The 22,727-nt window shown below is 71.3% G+C and carries 16 protein-coding genes; 6 read left to right on the forward strand and 10 right to left on the reverse strand.

The annotated features are described in order from the left end of the window. Positions 1-43 precede the first annotated feature (43 nt). Together ACQP0N_RS18955 and ACQP0N_RS18960 are read right to left on the reverse strand one after the other, a co-directional pair. On the reverse strand, positions 44-2,575 hold the full coding sequence (locus ACQP0N_RS18955; RefSeq protein ID WP_433112333.1) for an FtsX-like permease family protein: 2,532 nt from the start codon (positions 2,573-2,575) through the stop codon (positions 44-46). Next, positions 2,572-3,330: an ABC transporter ATP-binding protein gene (locus ACQP0N_RS18960; RefSeq protein WP_433112336.1), complete on the reverse strand. Its 759-nt coding sequence runs from the start codon at positions 3,328-3,330 to the stop codon at positions 2,572-2,574. The genes ACQP0N_RS18955 and ACQP0N_RS18960 overlap by 4 nt, the downstream gene beginning before the upstream one ends. Before the next feature lie 148 nt (positions 3,331-3,478). Between ACQP0N_RS18960 and ACQP0N_RS18965 the strand changes: the two genes are divergently transcribed. From ACQP0N_RS18965 to sthA, 4 genes are all read left to right on the forward strand, one after another. Further along, complete coding sequence (locus tag ACQP0N_RS18965) at positions 3,479-4,681, forward strand: sensor histidine kinase (protein WP_433112339.1); 1,203 nt, start codon at positions 3,479-3,481, stop codon at positions 4,679-4,681. Further along, positions 4,678-5,316 carry a response regulator transcription factor gene (locus ACQP0N_RS18970; protein ID WP_355049864.1) on the forward strand — a complete coding sequence of 213 codons (639 nt, stop codon included), beginning with the start codon at positions 4,678-4,680 and terminating at the stop codon, positions 5,314-5,316. Before ACQP0N_RS18965 ends, ACQP0N_RS18970 begins: the two co-directional genes overlap by 4 nt. A gap of 155 nt (positions 5,317-5,471) precedes the next feature. Next, positions 5,472-6,494 (forward strand): fibronectin type III domain-containing protein, encoded by a 1,023-nt coding sequence (locus ACQP0N_RS18975; RefSeq protein WP_433112342.1) that lies wholly within the window; start codon positions 5,472-5,474, stop codon positions 6,492-6,494. A 53-nt stretch (positions 6,495-6,547) separates the two neighbouring features. Next, entirely contained in the window at positions 6,548-7,951 is a 1,404-nt protein-coding gene (sthA, locus tag ACQP0N_RS18980) for a Si-specific NAD(P)(+) transhydrogenase (RefSeq protein WP_433112345.1), read from the forward strand. Positions 7,952-8,110: 159 nt separating this feature from the next. Here the strand turns inward: sthA and ACQP0N_RS18985 are convergent, their stop codons facing one another. Beyond that, the gene (locus ACQP0N_RS18985; protein WP_433112348.1) at positions 8,111-9,505 is read right to left on the reverse strand and encodes an endo-1,4-beta-xylanase; all 1,395 of its coding nucleotides are present in this window, start codon (positions 9,503-9,505) and stop codon (positions 8,111-8,113) included. 28 nt (positions 9,506-9,533) lie between these two features. Continuing rightward, positions 9,534-10,922, reverse strand: a complete 1,389-nt coding sequence (locus ACQP0N_RS18990) for an extracellular catalytic domain type 1 short-chain-length polyhydroxyalkanoate depolymerase (RefSeq protein WP_433112351.1) — start codon at positions 10,920-10,922, stop codon at positions 9,534-9,536. Between the two features lie 308 nt (positions 10,923-11,230). On the opposite strand from ACQP0N_RS18990, the gene manD reads away from it, so the two are divergent. After that, positions 11,231-12,439: a D-mannonate dehydratase ManD gene (gene manD, locus ACQP0N_RS18995; protein ID WP_433112354.1), complete on the forward strand. Its 1,209-nt coding sequence runs from the start codon at positions 11,231-11,233 to the stop codon at positions 12,437-12,439. Positions 12,440-12,485: 46 nt separating this feature from the next. Here manD and ACQP0N_RS19000 read toward each other — a convergent pair whose 3' ends face one another. The 6 genes from ACQP0N_RS19000 to ACQP0N_RS19025 all read right to left on the reverse strand — a co-directional run bounded on the left by ACQP0N_RS19000 (position 12,486) and on the right by ACQP0N_RS19025 (position 21,433). Beyond that, positions 12,486-14,606, reverse strand: coding sequence for an alpha-glucuronidase (locus ACQP0N_RS19000; protein WP_433112357.1), 2,121 nt, complete (start codon positions 14,604-14,606; stop codon positions 12,486-12,488). Positions 14,607-14,649: 43 nt separating this feature from the next. Further along, positions 14,650-15,339: a hypothetical protein gene (locus ACQP0N_RS19005; protein ID WP_355049870.1), complete on the reverse strand. Its 690-nt coding sequence runs from the start codon at positions 15,337-15,339 to the stop codon at positions 14,650-14,652. A gap of 90 nt (positions 15,340-15,429) precedes the next feature. Continuing rightward, on the reverse strand, positions 15,430-17,070 hold the full coding sequence (locus tag ACQP0N_RS19010) for an ABC transporter substrate-binding protein (protein WP_433112360.1): 1,641 nt from the start codon (positions 17,068-17,070) through the stop codon (positions 15,430-15,432). Between the two features lie 44 nt (positions 17,071-17,114). Then, positions 17,115-18,053: a carbohydrate ABC transporter permease gene (locus ACQP0N_RS19015; protein WP_357134647.1), complete on the reverse strand. Its 939-nt coding sequence runs from the start codon at positions 18,051-18,053 to the stop codon at positions 17,115-17,117. Further along, positions 18,050-19,042 (reverse strand): ABC transporter permease, encoded by a 993-nt coding sequence (locus ACQP0N_RS19020; protein ID WP_396798741.1) that lies wholly within the window; start codon positions 19,040-19,042, stop codon positions 18,050-18,052. Before ACQP0N_RS19020 ends, ACQP0N_RS19015 begins: the two co-directional genes overlap by 4 nt. A 9-nt stretch (positions 19,043-19,051) precedes the next feature. Continuing rightward, positions 19,052-21,433 carry a glycoside hydrolase family 3 N-terminal domain-containing protein gene (locus tag ACQP0N_RS19025; RefSeq protein WP_433112365.1) on the reverse strand — a complete coding sequence of 794 codons (2,382 nt, stop codon included), beginning with the start codon at positions 21,431-21,433 and terminating at the stop codon, positions 19,052-19,054. 248 nt (positions 21,434-21,681) lie between these two features. Here ACQP0N_RS19025 and ACQP0N_RS19030 point away from each other — a divergent pair, with 248 nt between their 5' ends. Next, positions 21,682-22,722, forward strand: a complete 1,041-nt coding sequence (locus tag ACQP0N_RS19030) for a LacI family DNA-binding transcriptional regulator (protein WP_433112368.1) — start codon at positions 21,682-21,684, stop codon at positions 22,720-22,722. The last annotated feature ends 5 nt before the right edge of the window (positions 22,723-22,727 follow it).

Here is a 22,727-nt window from a genome sequence, read left to right on the forward strand (position 1 = left end):
CGGCGGGCCGGCGCCCACCCTGAACGCCGGCCCGCCCCCGCACCTATCCCTCGACGCCCAGCGCCGCCACCGGGCTGACCCGCGAGGCCCGCCGCGCCGGCAGCACCCCGGCCAACGCGGTCAGCGCGACGAGCGCCACGAAGAGCCCGACCAGGGGCAGCACCGGCAGCGTCAGCGGCGCGTTGAGCCCCAGCGCCCGCACCGCCAACCAGGCGTACGGGACGCCGAGCAGCAGACCGAAGGTCGCCCCGATCACCCCGTAGAGGCCGGACTCGACGGTCAGCATCGTGCGCAGCCCGGCCCGGGACAGGCCGACGGCGCGCAGCAGCCCGGACTCGCGTACCCGCTCCACGACCGACAGGGCGGTCGTCGACCCCACCCCGACCACGGCGATCAGCACGGTGAGACTGACCAGGCCGGCGGTGATCCAGACCAGCGCGGTCAGCACCGCGTCGTTGCGGTCCCGATCGTCGGCGAGCACGCTGATATACAGCCCGGGGGCGTTCCCGACCGCCTGCCGCAGCGCACGCGCCCCGGCGGTGCGGCCGTCCTCACCCGCGCGGGCGGCGTCGGCCAGCAGGCCGCTGTACGCCGTCGGCCCACCGATCCGGTCCAGGTCGGCACGGTCGGCGAGGATCCCCGCGTACAGGGGGCCACGGTCGGGCAGGACGGCCGCCACCCGCACGTCGACCGTCGAGGCGGCGCGGCCGAGGGTGACCGTGTCGCCGGCCCGCAGCCCGGTGACGCTGGCGACCCCTTGACCGAGCACGATCCGGCCGGGTCCCCGGTCGGCGAGGCTGCCCTGCGCCACGGGCAGGTCGGCGAGGGTCGGCAGAGCCGACAGGTCCAGGTCGGTCGTCGAGTACCCGGCCTCGGTGTCGCCGAGGCGCGCACCGCCCCGCGACAGCGTGACGTCGTGGACCATCCGGTACGGCACGACCCGGGTCAGCGCTGCGCTGGCCGCCCGCGCCCGCCCCAGGACGGCGACCGGCAGGGCCGTACCCTCGGCGGAGGCCACCTCGAAGTCGGCCGGCGCGGAGAGGGCCATGTCGCGATCGGCGACCACCCGCATGGACGCGCCGCCGATGACCACGCCGGAGATCAGCGTCACGCCGAGCGCCACCACCACGGATACGGCCGCGGCGCGGCGCGGCGTTCCACCGATCCCGCCGACCGCCAACCGTCCGAGGGCGCCGAGCTGGCGCAGCGGCCAGCCCACGACCGCCAGCACCGGACGCACCAGCAGCGGCCCGAGGGCCACCAGCGCGAAGAACGCCAACGCGCCCGAGGCGACCAGCAGGAGCAGGCCGAGCGTCGGGTCGTACGACTCCGCGCCCGGGGTCGGCATGCGGCGCACCGCCGCGACGCCGGCCAGCAACGCGCCGAGGGCCAGCAGCGCCCCGGACACCAGGCGGGCCGCTCCGATGCCACGCCGGCCGGCGGTGACGCTGGCCGCGCGCAACGCCTCCAGCGGCGAGACCCGAGCGGCGGAGAACGCCGGGGCGAGGACCGCCAGCACGGTGATCACGACCGCCCCGACCACCACCGCGACCGCCGCCGTCAGCGGCAGCCCCGGCGACGACACCACCGTGCCGAAGGCGCGCAGGACCGGCGGAAGCGCCTGCCCGACGGCCAGCGCGGCGGCCACCCCGACGACACCGGCGACCAACCCGGTCAGGGCACCCTCGGCGGTGAGCGCGCCCACCAACGCTCCCCGACCCGCGCCGACCGCCCGCAGCAGCGCGAGGTGCTGCATCCGCTGGGCGAAGACGATGCGGAACGTGGAGGTGACCACCAGGGCCGCGGCGGCCACCGCGATCCCGACGAACATCCCGACCAGCGCGAACAGCCTGCCGACCTGCTCGGCCGCCGCGTCGGCCTCGGCGTCGCGTACCTCGGCGCCCGAGCGGATCGGCTGCTCGGCGGGGACCACCGCAGCCAGGCGCTGGTGGACCGCCTGCGTCGCGCCCGGGGCCGCCCGCAGGTCGATGCGCTCCACGAGGCTCAGGTGACCCCACGCGGCCACGACCTCGTCCGGCGCGTAGGCGTTGGCCCCGTCGTCGACGGGGGTGTCGACCACTCCCGTGACGGTGAGCGGCGACTCGGCCGTGCGGTCGCCGCCCGTCCCGGTGGTCACCGTGCCGACCGTCAGCCCCAGCCGCTCGACGGTACGCGGGCTCACCGCGATCTCGCCGGGCTGGTCGGGATAGCTGCCCTGGACCAGGCGGACCGTGGCCAGCGGGCCCCGGCCCGGATCCGCCTGGAGGTTGACGTATCCCCCGCCGACCGAGACACCGATGGTCACCCGACCCACCGCCTCCACGACACCGGGTACGGCGCGGACGTCCCGCAACTCCGTCAGGGCGGGCGGCCGCTCGGGGTCACCGACCGCCAGGTCGGTGGCCGCCGGCGTGCCGCTGAGGGTGTCCCGGGCGGTCCGTTCGGTGATGTCCCGCGCCAGCACGGTGCCGAAGACCACGAACGACGCGACGAGGATCGCCAGGCCGGTCAGGACCAGCCGGCCCGGCCGTCGGGCCGCGGCGATCACCTGGGTACGCAGCACGGCCGCCCTCACGCCGCCACCGCCAGGGCGCGCAGCGCGTCGCTTATCGAGCCCTGGTCCGGCTCGTGGATCTCGCCGGCGATCCGACCGTCGGCGAGCAGCACCACCCGGTCGGCGTACGCGGCGGCGATCGGGTCGTGGGTGACCATGACCACCGTCTGGCCCAGGTCGCGTACCGAGTCGCGCAGGATGGCGAGCACCTCCGCGCCGGAGCGGGAGTCGAGGTTGCCGGTCGGCTCGTCGGCGAAGACGACCTCGGGCCGCGACACCAGGGCCCGGGCCAGCGCCACCCGCTGCTGCTGGCCGCCCGAGAGCTCGCTGGGCCGGTGCCCGAGCCGCTGGCCGAGACCCAGCACGTCGACGAGGTGCGCGAACAGGTCCCGGTCGGCGTCCCGGCCGGCAAGGTCCAGCGGCAGGGTGATGTTCTGCGCGGCGGTGAGCTGCGGCAGCAGGTTGAACGACTGGAACACGAAGCCGATCCGGTCGCGGCGAGCCCGGGTCAGCGTACGGTCGGACCGACCGGTCAGCTCCGTGCCGCCGAGCAGGACCCGCCCGGACGTGGGGGTGTCCAGCCCGGCCAGGCAGTGCATCAGCGTCGACTTGCCGGACCCGGACGAGCCCATGATCGCGGTGAACCCGGCCCGGCCGAAGGCGACCGAGACGTTGTCCAGGGCGCGGACGGCGGTGTCGCCGCTGCCGTACACCTTGACGAGGTCGACGGCCGCGACGGCCGCCTGCCCGGTCTGCCGTGGGGCGTGGGTTGTCATGGGTTCCTCCAGTGGTTGCGATGTGACCGCCGGAAGCCTCGCCCCCGCCGGGCGGCGGCCGCATCGGTCCCCGGTCGGGGAACGCGGCCGAGGGGTCTGTCTTTCGGCCGATCTGGGCCGGCCCTCCGCGTGGCTACGCTGGGTCACGATGAACGCGCCGATCTCCTCGACCTGGTGGGTACGCCTGGGTCAGCTCGCCGGTCTGACGGCGCTGGCCCTGCTCTGTGCCTTCGACCTGCGGTACGGCCTCGCCAGCGGGATGGGGGTGGTCGACGCGCTGCGGGCCCTGCTCCAGGTGGGGTTGGCGGCGGCGACGGCGGTGGTCTGGCTGCCCGTGCACCGACCGGAATCCCGGGCGCTGCCGATCGCGGCGCTCGCGCTCGGTGCCGTCTCACTCACCGTCACCGTGGGCTTTCTGCTGCTCGGCACGAGCGGGGCCTATCTGCTGGGTGGCACCTGGGGGCTGGCCGAGTCCGCCGGGATGATCGCGGTGGTGTTCGTGGTGACCCGCTTTGGCGCGGCCCGGTTCGCCCCCGGGGCGGCGGTGGTCGCCGCGCTCGCCGCCGCCGCGCTTCCGCTGCGCGCCGGCGCCGACCTGGTCTACGTGATCTTCGGGCTGCTCCAGGCGCTCGGCGCGGTCGGCGCCGCCGCCGCCGGGATCTACCTGCGAGTCGTCGCCAGCGGCCGGGAGCGGGCCATCGCGCTGGTACGCGCCGAGCAGCGCGCCGAGTTCGCCCGCGACCTGCACGACTTCATCGCCCATCACGTGACCGGCATCGTGGTGCAGGCGCAGGGCGCCCGGTTCGTCGCGGAACAGGACCCGCAACGGGTGATCGTCGCCCTGGAGCAGATCGAACGGGCCGGGGCCGAGACGATGGCCTCGATGCGGCGGATGGTCGGCGTGCTGCGCAATCCGGATGCCCCGCCGGACGCGCCGCTGGCCCCGCTGGCCGGTGTGGCCGATCTCGCGCCGCTGCTGGAGGGCCACAACGGCACGACCAACGCGCCGGCCCGGCTGTACGTCGACGGTCCGCTCGACGGACTGCCGGTGGAGGTCTCCACCTCGGCGTACCGGGTGGTGATGGAGGGGCTGACCAACGCTCGCCAACACGCGTCGGACGCCCGGTCGGTGGCGGTCTCCGTGCGCCGTACCCCGGACTGGCTGCTGGTCCGGGTCGCCAACGACGGCGCGGGCCCCCGCACGACGCCGGCCCGGGGGCACGGCTTCGGCCTGGTCGGCCTCACCGAGCGGGTACGCGCCCTGGACGGCACGGTCACCGCCGGACCGGGCATCTCCGGCGGCTGGGTGCTCGACGCCGCGTTTCCCCTGCGCGCGGCGGTGACCCGATGATCCGGGTGCTGATCGCCGACGACCAGGCGATGGTCCGCACCGGTTTCGGCATGATCATCGGGGCGCAGCCGGACATGGCGGTGGTCGGTGAGGCCGCCGACGGGATCGCGGCCGTCGAGATGACCCGTCGGCTCCGCCCCGACGTGGTGCTGCTGGACATCCGGATGCCCCGCCTCGACGGCCTGGAGGCGCTCCGGCTGCTCGCCGGGCCGGGCGTCGCGGACCCGGTGCGGGTGGTCGTGGTGACGACCTTCGACCTCGACGAGTACGTGCACACCGCGCTGTCCCACGGCGCGTGCGGCTTCCTGCTCAAGGACTCCGGGCCAACGCTGCTCGTCGAGGCGGTCCGCGCCGCCGTCTCCGGTGACGCGCTGATCAGCCCGTCCATCACCGTACGACTGCTGGAGCACCTCAGCTCGCCCACCGCGCCGCGCGACGACGCGGGCCTGTCCCCACGGGAACTCGACGTCGTGAAGCTCGTCGCCCGGGGCCTGACCAACGCCGAGATCGCCGGCCAACTCTTCATCGCCGTCGGCACGGTCAAGACACACCTGGCGAGCGTGCAGGCGAAGCTCCCGGCCCGCAACCGCGTCGAGATCGCCGCCTGGGCCTGGGAACGCCGCCTGGTCAGCTAGGGCCTTTTCATAAGGGCTGGCCGCCTGCGGCGGGCCCGGGCTCGACCGCCCTTATGAAAAAGGCCCTAGGGGCATCCTCGCGCCGCCCACTGCCCTAAAATCGACGGCAGTGAATCGCCGGCCCGCTGCGGACAACCGGAGGCGAGGGATTCATCGTGCACCCAATCCGAACACGGCCCCGATCACGGGCCACCACCCTGGCCGTCGCCGCGTTGGTGGCCGCAGCGGTCGTGCTGGGCCCGAGTCCGGCGTACGCCGCCGACGACACCGAGCGTCCCACCGCCCCCGGCCCGATCACGGTCACCGCCGTCGACACCACCTGGGTGGAGCTGAACTGGACCGCGTCGACCGACAACGTGGGTGTGGTCGGCTACGCGGTCTCGGCGCTGTTCGAGGACACCGGCCGGGCGTACTCGACCGACACCACCACCATCCGCCTCACCGACCTGCGCCCGTCCCGGACGTACACCCTCAGCGTCGCGGGGCTGGACGCGGCGGGCAACCGGTCGGTGTCCAACCCGACGCTGCGGTTGACCATGCCACCCGGTGACACCCAGCCGCCGAGCGCGCCGGGCCAGCCGGTCGCGTACGACGTCGCGGCGACCCTGGTGTGGCTGCGGTGGACCCCGTCGACCGACAACGTCGTGCTCGACCGGTACGAGGTGTACCGGGTCGACGCAAACGGTCAGCTGACCCTGGTCCGGGAGCTGTACCAGTTCCCGCCGAGTCCCACCATGACCCAGGTCAGCGGGTTGACGCCGAACACGACGTACACCTTCGTGGTGCGCGCCCGCGACGAGGCCGGCAATTGGTCGGCGCTGTCGCCGCCGGTCGTCGTGACCACCCTGCCGCCCCCGCCGAGCTGCGCGGTCCGCACGGTCGTCCGGCAGGGGCGGGACGGCTTCGTGGCGTACCTCGCCGTCGAGAACACCGGCACGACGGCGGTGAACGGCTGGACGATGACGTGGCGGTTCTGGGCCAGCCAGCAGGTGCGGGCCCTCTGGGGCGCGCAGGTCGTCGACCGGCCGAACAACAGCTATCTGCGGGTCCGCAACACCAGCCACAACGCGCTGATCAGGCCCGGCGGCACGGTGTCGCTGGGCGTCGTCGCCACCGGCACCCAACTGCCGGAGGAGGTCACGCTCAACGGTGGCGTCTGTGTGGTGGCAGACGAGTAACGCTCGCGTCCGGGGTCTGGTGTCGACGGCGACATCTTGCGACGCTAACGCTCGTGTATGACTACGACCTGTTGGTGCTGGGCTCCGGACCCAGCGGTCAGAAGGCCGCGATCGCCGCCGCCAAGCTCGGCCGGCGGGTTGCCATCGTGGACCGCCGCGACATGCTCGGTGGGGTGTGCATCAACACCGGCACCGTCCCGTCCAAGACGCTGCGCGAGGCCGTGCTCTACCTGACCGGCCTGAGCCAGCGCGACCTGTACGGCAGCAGCTACCGGGTCAAGGAGGAGATCACGGTCAGCGACCTGGCCGCCCGCACCCAGCACGTCATCACCCGGCAGACCGACGTCATCCGCAACCAACTCGCCCGCAACCGGGTCGCGATGATCACCGGTACCGGCCGCTTCGCGGACGCCCACTCCATCTGGGTCGACGCGGGCTCCGGGCGCGAGTCGAAGGTGACCTTCGACAAGGCCGTCATCGCGGCCGGCACCCGCCCGGCCCGGCCGGACAGCGTCGACTTCGACGAGCGCACCATCGTGGACTCCGATGGCGTCATCAACCTCCAGGCCGTACCGCGCAGCATGGTCGTGGTCGGCGCCGGCGTGATCGGCATGGAGTACGCGTCGATGTTCGCCGCCCTCGGCACCAAGGTGACGGTCGTCGAACGCCGCGAGCAGATGCTCGACTTCTGCGACGAGGAGATCGTCGAGTCGCTCAAGTACCACCTGCGGGACCTGTCGGTGGCGTTCCGCTTCGGCGAGGAGGTCGCCGCGGTGGAGAAGCACCAGACGGCGGCGCTGTGCATCCTCAAGAGCGGCAAGAAGATCGTCGCGGACACCGTCATGTACTCGGCGGGTCGGCAGGGCCAGACCGACGACCTGGCGTTGGAGGCGGCCGGGCTGACGGCGGACCGACGCGGCCGGATCGCCGTCGACGCCAACTACCGCACCTCGGTCGACCACATCTACGCGGTGGGTGACGTGATCGGCTTCCCGGCGCTGGCCTCCACCTCCATGGAGCAGGGTCGACTGGCCGCCCAGCACGCCTGCGGCGAACCGATCCGGGAGATGCACGGCCTGCAACCCATCGGCATCTACACCATCCCGGAGATCAGTTTCGTCGGCCAGACCGAGGCCGAGCTGACCGACGCGTCGACGCCGTTCGAGGTGGGCGTCGCCCGCTACCGGGAGCTGGCCCGGGGCCAGATCGTCGGCGACTCGTACGGGATGTTGAAGCTGCTCGTCTCCCCCGAGGATGGCCGCCTGCTCGGGGTGCACGTGTTCGGCACCGCCGCCACCGAGATCGTCCACATCGGTCAGGCGGTGATGGGCTGCGGCGGCACGATCGACTATCTGATTGACGCGGTGTTCAACTACCCGACCCTGGCCGAGGCGTACAAGGTAGCCGCGCTGGACGCGTCCAACAAAATCCGCAACATAACCCGAATAGACGGCTAACCCCCCACCCCACCCACCCCCCCCAGGCCTCCCCACGACCCCGGTGATCAAGAGGTTTGCGTCACGACACGCCGGGGCGGGTGACGCAAACCTCTTGATCACGAGGTAGAGCGGGGGGTGGGACCCGGGGGGGGTGGGGGTGGGGGGTGGGGTTTGGGGTTAGGTTGTTGCGCAGGTGGGGCTTAGGGTGCCGGCGGTTCCGGTGCCCTGGAAGCCGAACTCGGTGGACTGTCCGGCGGCGACCTGGCCGTTGTAGGAGACGTTCCTCCAGGTCGTCGTGCCGGTGCTACCGCTGTTGGTGGCGCTCCAGGCGTTGGTGACGGTCGCCCCGGACGGCAGGTCGATCGTCACGGTCCACCCGTTGAGGGCAGACGAGCCGGCCGTCACCCGTACGTTCGCCACGAAGCCACCGTTCCACTGGTTCACCGTCACGGAGGCGGAGCAATCACCCTGTCCCGGCGGCGGAGTGGTGGGTGGTGGAGTCGTGGGTGGTGGAGTCGTCGGCGGAGGTGTCGTCGGCGGTGGGGTCGTCGGGGTGGTGCCGCTGTTCAGCGCGGCGAGCACGGCGTCGTACGCGGGCTTCTTCTGGCCGCTGTTGTTGAACAGCAGCGGCGACTGGTAGGACCGCCACGAGTCGCTGTCCCGGATGCCCCACACGGTGATGCCGTTGCAGCGGGCCACCGCGAGGCAGTCCTCGACGACGCTGCGGTACGTGTTGGCGGGAGCGCCCTCGATGTCCAGCTCGGTGATCTGCACGTCCACGCCCAGCGCCGCGAAGCTCGACAGCGTGGTGCGGTAGTTGCTGACGTACGGGGAGTCGCTGTTGAAGTGCGACTGGAAGCCGACGCAGTCGATCGGCACGCCACGGGACTTGAAGTCGCGGACCATGTTGTAGACGCCCTGGGTCTTGGCCCAGGTCCAGTTGTCGATGTTGTAGTCGTTGTAGCAGAGCTTCGCGCCCGGGTCCGCGGCCCGCGCGGCGCGGAACGCCGCCTCGATCCAGTCGTTGCCGGTGCGCTGGAGGTTCGAGTCGCGCCGACCGCCGGAGTTGCCGTCGGCGAACGCCTCGTTCACCACGTCCCAGGAGTAGAGCTGCCCCCGGAAGTGCGTGGCCACCTGCGTCACGTGGTTCAGGATCGCCTGCCGCAGGGCGCTTCCGCTCATGCCCTGCATCCAACTCGGCTGCTGGGCGTGCCAGGCCAGGGTGTGACCGCGTACCTGCATGCCACGGCTGCGGGCGTGGTTGACGATCTGCTCGGCCGAGCCGTAGCTGAACCGATTCTGCTGCGGCTCGGTGGCGTCGATCTTCATCTCGTTCTCGGCCGTCACCATGTTGAACTCACGGTTCAGGATGGTGGTGTACGTGCTGTCCGAGAGCTTGAAACCGGCCACCGCCGTACCGAAGTAGCGGCCCTTCTCGGCGGCGGACGCGCCGAGCGTGGTCCCGGCGGCGGCGGGCGCCGTCAGGACCAGCGTCATGCCGGCGGCGAGCGCGCCCGCCCCGGCCAACGCGACGGCGGCTCTCGACGCCGCCCTCCATCTCGCGTTTCCCATTCGTGCAGCTCCTTCTACTGAAAGGGAGTCAGGCGATCGAGCAGGTGGCCCCGTTGAGGGCGAAGGCCGTGGGCTTGCCGGCGTCGCCGGTGTGGGTGGCCTGGAAGCCGATCTCGACCGACGTGTTCGGGGCGATGGTGCCGTTGTAGGAGACGTTGCGAGCCGTCACCGCGCCGCTGGTCGGCGAGTAGGCGGCGTTCCAGCCACCGGTGATGGTCTGGCCGCCGGGCAGCGTGAAGGTCAGCGCCCACCCGTTCACGGCCGTGGTACCGGTGTTGGTGATCCGCACGCTCGCGGTGAGCCCGTTGTTCCAGGCGTTGACCGTGTAGGTGACCCCGCAGGCGCCCGCGCTGGGCGGCGGCGTGGTCGTCGGCGGCGGGGTCGTCGGCGGCGGCGTGGTCGGCGGCGGCGTCGTCGGGGGCGGCGTGGTCGGCGGCGGCGTGGTCGGCGGAGGCGTCGTCGGCGGAGGAGTCGTCGGCGGAGGAGTCGTCGGCGGGGCGGTGCCGTCGAGGCCGAAGAAGCGGATCACCTGCGCGGCGTCGACGGGGATGTTGTGCGTGACGCCCTGCATGCTGATCGCCTCGACCGGGGCCATCGGACCGCTGCTGCCGTACCGGGTGCGGGTGTAACCCGACTGCGGGGAGTCGGTGTACGTCGGGGTCTGGCTCAGCCCGTGCACGTTGGTCCACTGCTTGACCTGCTCACCGAAGTTCGGGTAGCGCAGGGTGTCGTCGCTCGTGCCGTGCCAGATCTGCATCCGCGGCCGCCGGCCGCTGTACCCGGGGTACGCCCCGCGGACCAGGTCCCCCCACTGCTGGGCGGTCTTGATGGACTGCCCGTTCGCGCACTGGCTGTTCCATTCCGAGCTGCCCCCGGTGGCGAAACAGGCGAACGGCACCCCGGCGAAGGACGCGCCGGCCGCGAACACGTCCGGGTAGTCACCGAGCATGACGTTGGTCATCATCGCGCCCGACGAGGTGCCGGTGGCGAAGACGCGGTCCGGGTCGGCGGAGTACCGCTGCTTAACGTAGTCGATCATCGAGACGAGTCCGACCGGATCGCTGCCCCCGCCCCGGCGCAACGCCTGCGGCGAGGCCACGTCCCAGCACTTGCTGCTGCGGGTCGCCGACGGGTAGATGACGATGAAGCCGTACCGGTCGGCGAGGGAGGCGTACTGCGTGCCGGAGTAGAAGGCGGGGCCGGTGCCGGTGCAGTAGTGCAGGGCGAGCAGGATCCCCGGGCGGGATGCCACCCGGTCCGGGACGTACAGATGCATCTGGAGGTTTGTGGGGTTGTTGCCGAAGCCGGTCACCTGCGTGAGCGTCGCGGCCGACGCGGGCGTGGCGAACGCCAGCGCGGCGGCGGCGACCGTCGCGACCGCGGTGAGGACGCCGAGCAGCCTTGTCTTCAGTGTCATGGTTCGCGATTCCTCGGGAGAATGGCGCATGGAAGGGGGTTAGTCGAGGACTGCCCTTCGCCCGACCGTGACCGCGGCTCGCGTGACCGATGTCAGCTTCGATCGAGGTCGCTCGATTGTCAAGGATTCCGGAAACCTTTCGGCGCAAGGGATTGCGCGGTCACCTGCGCACGTGCCAGGGGCCGCGGGTCCGTTCGTCACCTGCCGATGGCGGGCTATTATCGGCAGGTTCCCGATAACCAGACCGTCCTCGCGTGCACCCCCTGCGAGCGTCCTCACGCGACTCCCGCGGGCACGAAGGAGATCGAGTGAAGATCGTCGACGCCCGGGTCATCGTGACCTGTCCGGGCCGCAACTTCGTCACCCTCAAGATCGTCACCGACGAGGGCGTCACCGGAGTCGGGGACGCCACCCTCAACGGTCGGGAGCTGGCCGTCGCGTCGTACCTGCGCGACCACGTGGCGCCGCTGCTGATCGGCCGGGACCCGGCCCGGATCGAGGACACCTGGCAGTACCTGTACCAGGGCGCGTACTGGCGGCGCGGCCCGGTCACCATGAGCGCGATCGCCGCGGTGGACACCGCCCTGTGGGACATCAAGGGCAAGGTGGCGGGCCTGCCGGTCTACCAGCTGCTCGGCGGCCGTTCCCGCGAGGACGTCACCGTGTACGGCCACGCCAACGGCGAGACCGTCGAGGAGGTGCTGGTCGAGGTCGCCCGCTACGTCGACCTCGGCTACCGGGCGGTACGGGTGCAGTGCGGTGTGCCGGGCCTGCCCAAGACGTACGGGGTCAGCGCCGACAAGCTCTTCTACGAACCGGCCGACGCGGCCCTGCCCAGCGAGGCGACCTGGTCGACACAGCGCTACCTGTCACACGTGCCGGGCGTGTTCGCGCGGGTCCGCGACGAGTTCGGCCCCGACCTGCGGCTGCTGCACGACGTGCACCACCGGCTCACCCCGATCGAGGCGGCCCGGCTCGGCCGCAGCCTGGAGCCGTACGCGCTGACCTGGATGGAGGATCCGGTCCCGGCCGACCTTCAGGAGGGCTTCCGGCTGATCCGGCAGCACACCACCACGCCGATCGCCGTGGGCGAGGTCTTCAACAGCGTCTTCGACGCGGCGCAGCTCATCCGCGAGCAGCTCATCGACTACATCCGGGCCACGGTGGTGCACGCCGGAGGGATCACCCACCTGCGGCGCATCTTCGACCTCGCGGCGCTGCACCACGTCCGCAGCGGCTCGCACGGCGCCACCGACCTGTCGCCCGTCTGCATGGCCGCCGCGCTGCAGCTCGACATCTCGATCCCCAACTTCGGGCTTCAGGAGTACATGCGGCACACCGCGCAGACCGACGAGGTGTTCCCGCACGGGTACCACTTCGCCGACGGCTACCTGCACCCCGCCGAGACGCCCGGGTTGGGCGTCGACATCGACGAGGAGGCGGCGGCCCGCTACCCGTACGCGCCCGCGTACCTGCCGGTCAACCGGCTGGAGGACGGGACCGTACACCCCTGGTGAGCACGCCGGCGCCGGTGCTCCGGCCGGCCCGATCGGGCCGGCCGGGTCAGTGGATGCGCCGCCCCCGCGCGTCGGGCACCCCGGACTTGCGGAAGAAGTACGTGTTGATCTGATCCCGCCACTCGGTGGCGCTGCGCACCTGCTCGTCGAGGCGCTCGGCCACCCGCTCGTAGACGGCCGGGTCGATCATCCCGTTCAGGGTCTGCCACCGGCGTCGCATCACCGTCACCTCCTCGACGCCCGCGAAGTGGGTGTCGTAGATGTGTTGGATGACCGTCGACCCACTGTGCAGGACGTGGTCGTACGGCACGTGGTGGAAGAACAACAGCAGCTCGTCCGGGCAGGTCGCCGGCGACTCGTACACGTCGGCCCAGTACGGCGGGTACTGGCCGGCGAAGCCGGTGCCCGAGGCGCGAGTGCGGTCCACGCCCACGCCGTCGCGGTCGGCGAAGTGGTAGGTGCCCCACCGCGAGTACTCGTACCCGTCGACGTCGGGGCCGTAGTGGTCGCCGGGATGGACCATGAAGCCGACGCCCAGCGGGGCGGTGTACCGCTCGTAGGTACGCCACGAGTCGTCCATGATCTCGTGCAGCGTCCGCCGGACCAGCTCCGGGTCGGCGGTCGCCGACGGTGGGAACGTCAGCGTCATCCACTCGTCGAGGACCGCCGTCGGGTCGAGCCGCGGGTCCCAGGCGAGCCGGCCGACCGTGTAGAGGTTGGCCTGTGCCAGGGGATGCCCGGTCCAGAAGGGGTCGTCGCCGGTGTTGGCGACGGCGACCAGGCCGCCGCCCTTGCCGGCCTCGCCGGTGACCACGTCGGCGATGGTGCGCCCACCGGGGCCCCACGGCGCGAAGCTCAGCACCTCGCCCCAGCACGGGCCGAGGTGGCAGACGTGCCGCTGCTGGCCCGTGTACTCCTGGGTGACCTGCACCTCCACCGCGACCCGGGTGGCCGGCATGGCGGCGAGCACCGGCGAGACCGGCTCGCGCGTCTGGAAGTCCACCGGACCGAACTTCACCTGGAGGACCACGTTGGTACGGAACCGTCCGTCGAGTGGGGCGAAGTGGTCGTACGCGGCCCGCGCGCGGTCGGTGGACCGGTCCCGCCAGTCCTGGTGGTGGTTGTAGACGAACGCCCGCCAGTGCACCACTCCCCCGTACGGGGCGAGGGCCTCGGCGAGCAGGTTCGCCCCGTCGGCGTGGTCCCGCCCGTAGCTGAACGGGCCGGGCTGCCCCTCGGAGTCGGCCTTCACCAGGTAGCCGCCGAAGTCGTCGATGCGCTCGTACACGCGCCGGGTGGTGGCCGCCCACCAGGCGCGTACCTCCTCGTCGAACGGGTCGGCGGTGGGCAGTCCGCCGAGGAGCAGCGGCGCGGCGAAGGTGACCGACAGGTGCACCCGGATGCCGTACGGGCGCAGCGCGTCCGCGATCTGGGCCACGTCACCGAGCCGATCGGTGAGCAGCAGCGCCTCGGCACGACCCACGTTGACGTTGTTCACCGAGATGGCGTTGATCCCGCTGGCCGCCAGCAGCCGCCCGTACTCCCGGATCCGGGCCAGGTCCCCGCGCGGACGGCCACCGGCCCAGAAGATCGAGCCGCCCGCGTACCCCCGTTCGACCTGGCCCATCACCGGGTGCACGGCCACGTTGTCCCAGTGGTTGAGCATGCGGCGGCGCAGCGCGGGCCGGTGCAGCTCGGGTGGGCGGGCCGGGTCGAAGGCCGCCGCGCAGAGCCGTACGACGTGGAACAGCCCGTAGAGGAGACCGGCGGGCGCGTCGGCCAGCACCACTGTCGTCGCACCGCTGCGGGTCAGTAGGAAACCCTCGTCGCCGAGCGTCTCGCCGAGGTCGGCGAGCGCCGCCTCCCCCGCCGCTCGGGCCGCCCGCACCGCCGAGCTGGGCAGCTCGGGCGCCCCGCGCAGGGTGAGCACCAGGTCGACGTCGACGTCCCAGGACGGGGAGTGCCAGACCCGTCCGCCGTAGCGCGTGCAGGCGCGCGTCACCTCGTCGAGAACCGTGTCGACGAGCAGCCCGTCGCCGTGCACGAGGACGCGTCGCGCGCCGAGGGCCCGGAACGCCTCCGGTGGCAGCCAGGCGGGGTGTACGCGGGGATCCTCGACGTCGTGCGGCTCCGCCACGAACACCGGATCCTCCAGGTCGGCGTTCACGCGACCCCCCGCGTGACGATCACCTCGGCGGTCGTGGAGCGGCTCATGCGGTGAACTCCTTCCGGATCAGGTGGACCATCGGGTCGGCGACACGGAGAACTCCGAGGGCCAGGACCGAGGCGAGCAGCACCGGCACCGCCTCGGAGAAGACCGCGGTGATCCCGGCCGCCGCCGCCAGCAGCAGGGCGTTGCCGGCGGTGACACCGGGGGTACGGACGAGGAAGTGCACGGCTAGGCGCAGGACGTCACGGGTGCGGAACTCGAACAGCGAGGTGATCACCAGCGCGTTGAGCGCGCAGAGGGTGACCCCGACCGCGACCGCGATCAGCGGGACCACCCACCAGCTCGGTAGGCCGATCGCGTCGCGGTAGGCGAGGTTCAGCGCGAGCACCGTCAACCACAGCAGCGTCGGCGTCCAGACCCGCAGCGCGCCCCCGACGTTGCCGCGGTAGCCCCGCCAGAACAGCGCGGCGGGCCGCAGGTCGGTCAGGTCGGGTCGCTGGTGGCGCAGGGCGTACAGGGCGGCGGACGCCGCCGGTCCGACCGGCGTCAGCAGCAGCGCGACCAGCGGCAGGTTGCTCGGGTCACGGTCGAGCAGCAGCAGCGGGAGCAGGGCGGGCACCGTGGTGAGAAGGAGCAGCGCCTCGACCACGAGCAGGATGTAGACGCGGGACGCGATCCGGGACAGGGGTCCGTCGCCGATCTGCCGCCCGGCCTGCGCCGCGTCGTTCACTGTCCTTCTCCTCCCAGGTCCGGCGGTCGGTCGCACGCGGGGGTGCCGAGGTCGGCCGGTCCGGGGCGCGTCCCCGGACCGGCCGACACCTCAGCGATGGTCCTTCTGGTAGCGGTCGTACGCCTTGTTGACCATGTCCAGGTAAGCGTCCATGTTCTTGCCCTTCAGCTCGGCCAGGTAGGCGTCCCACTGGGCGAGGTCCCGCTGGCCCAGCGCGAACTGCAGGGTCGCCTGGTAGACGGCGTCCTTCAGCGGCGTCTCCCACAGGGACGCCTGTTCCCGCTCCTCGTCGGTCAACGGGTGCGGCGGGGGCACGACGACCGGCGTCCGGGCGTTCATGACCTTCTGGAACTCCTGCTCCTCCGGGGCGAAGAAGCCCTGCACCAGTTCCGGCTTGCCGCCGTACGCGAAGACGCCGTTGTAGAAGCCGAAGTCCTTCTGGAGGTGCTTCGGGGCCGTGGGGTTGAGCCCGATGACGTTGACGTCGGGCGCGAGCTTGGGCATGCCGGCGCCGTCCCGGACGAAGGTCTTGCCCTCGACGCCCCACTTGGCGAACTCCTGGCCGGCGTCGGAGTACCAGAGCCAGTCGATGAACTGCATCATCGCCACGAAGTTCTTGCTCTCGCGGGCCTTCGAGGAGATCATCACGCCGTTCTCCAGCCGGTTGGCCGGGTTGACCTCACCGGCCGGCCCGATCGGCAGCGGAATCTTGGCGATCCTGGCCTTCGGGTTGGTCTTGGCCAGGTCCGGCCGGTAGTCGTTCACCACGGCCTGGGCGTTGGCGCTGATCACGAAGGACTTGCCGTTGGCGAGCTTCTGCCGGGCCTGGTCGTCGGTCTGGGTAAAGCTCTCCGGGTCGAGCAGCTTCTCCTTCACCAGCTTGTTGAGGTACTGGAGCATCTGCTTGTACTTGTCGCTCGCGCCGGTGTAGACGAACTTCTTGCTGTCGGCGTCCCAGCTCGTGTGCTGGAAGTTCCAGCCCGCGCCCTGGAGTCCGTACGACACGGCCAGGATGTTGAGCAGGTTGCCGGCCGGGTTGGGCTTGCTCCACCGGTCCGAGAACGGGTAGACGTCCGGGTACTTCGCCTTCATCGCCTTGAGCACCGTGTACAGCTCGTCCCAGGTCTTCGGGGGGCTGAGCTTCAGCTCGTCGAGGATGTCGGTGCGGATCGCCACCGAGTAGTCCTGCCAGGGCTTCTCGTGCAGGCCGGGCAGCAGGTAGAACTTGCCGTCCTCCTGACGCCGGGTGTCGATCTCGGGCTTCAGGTTCCACTTCGAGATCTTGTCCTGCAGGTTCGGCATCAGGTCCAGGTAGTCGCTGACCGGCAGGACCGCGCCCGAGGACACGTAGGCGTCCTCCTGCCCCGGGTACGTCTTCGGGATGATCATCGGGGCGTCACCGGCGCCGATCAGCAGGCTGCGCTTCTGCTCGTAGTCGCTCAGCGGAACGGCGACCGGGGTGAGGGTGACGTTGGCCCGGGACTTCAGCTCCGACCAGAAGAGCCAGTCCTCGCGCAGCGGGTAGTTCGGGTGGTTGTTGTACAGGATCGAGAAGGAGACCGGCTCACTCGCCTTGAACTGCTTGCCGATGCCGTAGTCGGCCATCGCACCGGCTTTGTTCTCCGACAGGTCCTTGGCGTCGGACGGGTCATCACTGCAGGCGGCGATGCTGGTCGCCGTGAGCAGCACGGCTACCGCTGTCGCGACGCGGCGCCACGATCGGTGGAGCATGGCGGTCCTTTCGGGTTCGGTGGAGGAAAGGGTGGACGTGCTGGCTAGCCCTTCACGGCGCCGAGCATCACGCCGCGAACGAAGTACCGCTGGACGAAGGGGTAGACCAGGAGGATGGGCAGGGTCGTGAGCACGATCGTCACGGACTTGAGGGTCGCCTCGGCCTGCACCTCGTCGGCCTCGGCGATCGCGCCGACGTTCTCCGCGCCGGTGGCCCCGGCGATCAGGTTGCGCAGGTAGACGGTCACCGGCCACAACTCCTGCTGGTCCATGTAGAGGAAGGCGGCGAACCAGGAGTTCCAGAAGGCCACGGCGTAGAACAGCACCATCGTGGCGACGATCGCCTTCGACAGGGGCAGCACGATGCGCAGCAGGATGCCGTACGTGTTGAGCCCGTCGACGGCGGCGGCCTCCTCCAGGTCGGTGGGTAGCGACTCGAAGAACGCCTTCATCACCAGCAGGTTGAACACGTTGATCGCGTTGGGCACCGCGATGGCCCACACGGTGTTCTTCATGCCCAGGCTGGTGACGAGCACGTAGTTGGGAATCAGGCCGCCGGTGAAGAACATGGTGAAGACCGCGATGCCGATCAGCGCCGTGCGGCCCCGGAGGTGTTTCTTGGACAGCACGTAGGCGTAGCAGGTGGTCAGCACGATCGAGATGGTCGTGGCGACGACGGTGTAGAAGACGGTGTTGCGGTAGTTCGTCCAGAACAGCGAGTCGTTCAGCACGAGCCGGTAGGTGTCCAGGTTGAACCCGCGCGGCACGAGGTTGACCTGCCCGGCGATGATGTACCCCTCGTCGCTGAGCGAGCGGGCCAGGACGTTGATGAACGGAAACAGGGTCACCACCACCACGATGGTGAGCACAACCGCGTTGCACGCCTGGAACACGCGGTAGCCCCGGGTGGGCCGGATACCGCGGGGTCCGACGCGGGCGGGCAGGTCGCTCACCTGGGCCGGGTCGGTGGCGTCGACGGTCACCACAGGCTCGTCCCCACCGTGCGCCGGGCGATCAGGTTCGCCGTCAGGACCAGCGTGAGCCCGATGACCGCCTCGAACAGCCCGATGGCGGCGGCGTAGCTGAAGTTGCTGGACCCGAAGCCCATCCGGAACAGGTACGTCGAGAGCACGTCGGCGGTCGGGTAGGTCAGCGGGTTGTAGAGCAGCAGGATCTTCTCGAACCCGACCGCCATGAAGGTGCCGATGTTGAGGATCAGCAACGTGACCATGGTGGGTCGGATGCCCGGGAGCGTCACGTGCCAGGTCTGCCGCCAACGGTTGGCCCCGTCGATCCGGGCGGCCTCGTACAGGTCGTCGTCGACGGTGGTGAGCGCGGCGAGGTAGAGGATGGTGCCCCAGCCGACCGTCTGCCAGACCTCGGACGACACGTAGATCGTCCGGAACCACTCGGCGCGTTGCAGGAACGGCACCGCCTCGCCGCCGGTGGCCTGCACGATCTGGTTCACGGTCCCGTCGACGGAGGTCAGCTGCATGACCATCGCCGCGACGATCACGATCGACAGGAAGTGCGGCAGGTAGGACACGGACTGCACGAACCGCCGCAGCCGCCGGGCGCGTACCTCGTTGAGCAGCAGCGCGAGGACGATCGGCAACGGGAAGCAGAACAGCAGGGTCAGCGCCCCGAGCACCAGCGTGTTGGTGAAGACGTCCCAGAACGTCGGGTCGGCGAGGAACATCCGGAAGTACCGCAGCCCGACCCAGTACTCACCGAAGATGCTCCCGCCCGGCTTGAACCGGCGGAACGCGATGATGTTCCCGATCATCGGGAGGTACCGGAAGACCAGGAAGAAGAGCAGCGGCAGGACGGCCAGCGAGTAGAGCTGCCAGTCCCGGCGCAGCGCCTGTCGCCAGGTGCGACGCCGACGGGGTGCGCGCGGGGCGGGGACGGTGGCCTCCACCACGTCGCCGGGTGGCGCCGGCGGCGGGGGCCGTAACGTCTCGGATGTCATCCTCGCCTCCTATGCGGAGTGCGGAACGGCCACGAGCGGCTCGATCCGCACCGACGTGAGTAGGTCCCGCTGGTGCCCGACCTCGCGCTCGGCACCGGTGAGCCGCAGCGCCAGGGCGTCCTCGATCTCCGCGCTGGAGCGCCCGAACCGCAGCTCGACCGCGCCGGGCTCGACCACCCGCCGGCCGGACCGACCGGTGAACGACGTGACGTCGGCCGGTACGCCGAAGGTGACGTGCGCCCGCGCTCCGGGCTCCAGCGGCACCCGGGCGAAGCCGACCAGCCGGTGCACCGGGCGGGTGGTCTGCGCCACCGGGTCGTGCAGGTAGAGCTGCACCACCTCGGTGCCGGCCCGGTCACCGGTGTTCCCGACGGTGATCCGCACCTCGACCTCGCCGTCCACCGGCCAGGCGGTCGGGTCGTCGTGAACCCCGCCCACGACCGTGGCGTCGGACCACTCGAAGGTGGTGTAGCTCAGGCCGTGGCCGAACGGGTACGCCGGGGTCGGGTCGATCGAGGACACCTTGTTGCGACGCCCGAGCGGCGGCGACAGGTAGGTGGCCGGCAGTCCACCCGCGTCGCGGGGCACGCTGACCGGCAGCCGCCCGGACGGGTTCACGGCGCCGGTGAGCACCTCCGCGAGCGCCTGCCCGCCGAGTTGGCCGGGGAAGAACGCCTGCACCACGGCCGCCGCCGTGTCGAACTCCGGGCCGAGCGCGTACGGGCGACCGGTCAGCAGCACCAGCACCACCGGGGTGCCGGTGGCGAGAACGGCCCGGACCAGGTCCGCCTGCACGCCGGGCAGCCGCAGGTCGGCGGCGTCGCAGCCCTCGCCGGAGGTGCCGCGGCCGAACATCCCCGCCCGGTCCCCGACGGCGAGCACGCACACGTCCGCGTTGGCCGCCGCGGTGACCGCCGCCGGGATGCCGGACGCGTCCTCGCCGGTGACGGCGCAGCCCCGCTCGTGGACCAGCAGCGGGACGCGGCGGGCCAGCTCCTCGCGCAGCGTGGGGATCTCCACCCCGAGGCCGTGGTCGGGGTGGTTGACGCCGACGTGGTTGGGGAAGGTGTAGCAGCCGAGCATCGCCATCGGGTCGTCGGCGAGCGGACCCACCAGGGCGACCCGGGTCGCGACGGGCAGCGGCAGCACGCCGGTGTTGCGCACCAGCACGACGGATTCCCGGGCCAGGCGTACGGCGACGTCCCGGCTGGCCTCGTCGTCGAGGCGCAGGGCCGCGACGTCGTCGGGCAGGGCCAGCCAGTCCTCGTCGAGCAGGCCGATGTCGATCTTCTGGATGAGCACCCGGCGCACCGCCCGGTCGATCAGCGCCGCGTCGACCTCGCCGGCGTGCACCGCCTGGACCAGCGCGTCGCCGAAGGCGTCCACGGTGGGCAGTTCCACGTCGATGCCGGCGCGCAGGGCGAGGCGGGCGGCGTCGACGGCGTCAGCGGCGACGCCGTGCAGGGTCTCCAGGAACCGTACGGCGAAGTAGTCGGCGACCACGATGCCGGTGAAGCCCCACTCGTCGCGCAGCAGCCCGGTCAGCAGGTGTTCGTCGGCGGCGGCGGGCATGCCGTCGATCTCGGCGTAGGAGTTCATCACCGAGCGGGCGCCACCGAGTCGCAGGGCCATCTCGAACGGCGGCAGGATGTGGTCGGCCAGCTCGCGGCGGCCCATCGACACCGGGGCGAGGTTGCGTCCGCCCCGCGAGGCGGAGTAGCCGGCGAAGTGCTTGAGGGTGGCCACGATGCCGGCGTTCTCCAGGCCCCGCACGTACGCCGCGCCGGTCGTTCCGACCAAGTACGGGTCCTCCCCGATCGTCTCCTCGGTGCGGCCCCAGCGGTAGTCGCGGGTGACGTCGAGGACGGGCGAGAGTCCCTGGTGTACGCCGGCGGCCCGCATCGACGCGCCGATCCGTCCGGCCATCTCCTCGACCAGCTCGGGGTGGAACGAGGCGCCCCAGCCCAGCGGGGTCGGGTAGACGGTGGCCTTCCAGGCGGCGAACCCGGTCAGGCACTCCTCGTGCACCTGGGCCGGGATGCCGAACCGGCTGGCAGCCACGATCTGGTCCTGGGAGGCGGCCAACGAGCGCGCGCCGAGCACCGGGTCGACCGGCGCGGTGCCGAACGGGCGGGTGAGCTGACCCAGCCCGTACCGGATGATCGTGTCCCACGACGGGGTGTTGGCGACCATGTCGGACTGGTGCGGCGCGACGCCCTGGCCGGACGCGTCGGCGCCGACCCAGACCCCGAAGAGCTGGGCGACCTTCTCCTCGACGGACATCACCGCGAGCAGCGCCTCGGCCCGGTCGGCCGGCGACAGCCGGGTGTCGCGCCACGGTGCGGCGTCGAGCGACGCCGATTCGCCGTCGACGGGCTGCTGACTTCTCATGCCGAGACCCCTTAGCTCCGGCCACGAACTGCGCCGTCGTGGGACCGGTTGGTGGTGCGCGGTTCCACAATCCGAAACTTTCCGGAAACCAGAGCAACCTTTTCGGCAACCTAAGTCCGCCGCCTGGACCTGTCAAGAGTTTCAATGCGTCATGGGATGCCTACCAGCGCGCTCAGCTGCATCGACGGGAGTCGTCGGCTGATCGTGTTAGTGTCCTCCGAAACTTTCGGATGCGGTATGAGGCTGCGATGACAGAGCACCACCCGCTCGGCCCACCCGGCTCCACCACCACCATCGCGACGATCGCCCACGACGTCGGCGTGTCGGTCGCGACGGTCTCCAAGGTCCTCAATGGTCGCGAGGACGTCTCCCCCGGCACCAGAGCCCGGGTCGAGGCCAGTCTCGACCGCCACCAGTACCAGCGCCGAACTCGGCGCTCCTCGTCCGCCACACGTCGGATCGACCTCGTCTTCCACGAGTTCGACACCGGTTGGGCGATGGAGGTGATGCGCGGGGTCGAGGCGGTGACGAGCGTCGCCGGGATCAGTCTCGCCGTATCCCAGCTCGGCGGCGCGCACCGTCCGGCGTCGCGCTGGCTCGACACCCTGCTCGGTCAGCGTCCGCTGGGCGTGCTGTTCGTCCTCTGTCACCTCAGCGACGCGCAACAGCAGCTCCTGCGGCGTCAGGGCGTACCGTTCGTCGTGATCGACACCGACAGCGCGACCTCGGCGTCCGTACCGACGGTCGGCTCGAACAACTTCAACGGCGGCCTGCTCGCCGCCCGGCACCTGATCGAGCTGGGGCACCAGCGGATCGCGGTCATCTCCGGACCACCCGACATGTTGTGCAGCCGGGCCCGGGCCGCCGGGTTCCAGTCCGCGCACGACGAGGCGGGGTTGACCCTCGACCGCGAGCTGGTCCGCTTCGGCAGCTTCTCCGCCGGCACCGGGCACACCCACGGCCTCCAACTGCTGCAACGACCGGACCGACCCACGGCGATCTTCGCCGGTTCGGACATCCAGGCGATGGGGGTGCTCCGGGCCGCACGCCGGTGCGGCCTGCGCGTCCCCGAGGACCTTTCGGTGATCGGGTACGACAACCTGCCGCTCGCCACCTGGACGGACCCGCCCCTCACGACGATCAACCAGCCGCTGCGCGACATGGCCGGCATAGCCACCCAGATGCTGCTCGACCTGTCCGCCGGCACCGAGCCGGCGACCAGCCGGATCGACCTGGTGACCGAACTGGTCGTCCGGGAGAGCACCGCGCCCCCCGCCCCACCCCGCTGACCCTG

The organism is Micromonospora sp. CA-246542 (assembly GCF_050942905.1).
Taxonomy (GTDB): domain Bacteria; phylum Actinomycetota; class Actinomycetes; order Mycobacteriales; family Micromonosporaceae; genus Micromonospora.

Bases quoted from the DNA above. Each gene is read 5' to 3' on its own strand.
- ACQP0N_RS18960 (WP_433112336.1), bottom strand. From the start codon at position 3,330: ATGACAACCCACGCCCCACGGCAGACCGGGCAGGCGGCCGTCGCGGCC.
- ACQP0N_RS18965 (WP_433112339.1), top strand. From the start codon at position 3,479: ATGAACGCGCCGATCTCCTCGACCTGGTGGGTACGCCTGGGTCAGCTC.
- ACQP0N_RS18970 (WP_355049864.1), top strand. From the start codon at position 4,678: ATGATCCGGGTGCTGATCGCCGACGACCAGGCGATGGTCCGCACCGGT.
- ACQP0N_RS18985 (WP_433112348.1), bottom strand. From the start codon at position 9,505: ATGGGAAACGCGAGATGGAGGGCGGCGTCGAGAGCCGCCGTCGCGTTG.
- ACQP0N_RS18990 (WP_433112351.1), bottom strand. From the start codon at position 10,922: ATGACACTGAAGACAAGGCTGCTCGGCGTCCTCACCGCGGTCGCGACG.
- ACQP0N_RS19010 (WP_433112360.1), bottom strand. From the start codon at position 17,070: ATGCTCCACCGATCGTGGCGCCGCGTCGCGACAGCGGTAGCCGTGCTG.
- ACQP0N_RS19020 (WP_396798741.1), bottom strand. From the start codon at position 19,042: ATGACATCCGAGACGTTACGGCCCCCGCCGCCGGCGCCACCCGGCGAC.
- ACQP0N_RS19025 (WP_433112365.1), bottom strand. From the start codon at position 21,433: ATGAGAAGTCAGCAGCCCGTCGACGGCGAATCGGCGTCGCTCGACGCC.
- ACQP0N_RS19030 (WP_433112368.1), top strand. From the start codon at position 21,682: ATGACAGAGCACCACCCGCTCGGCCCACCCGGCTCCACCACCACCATC.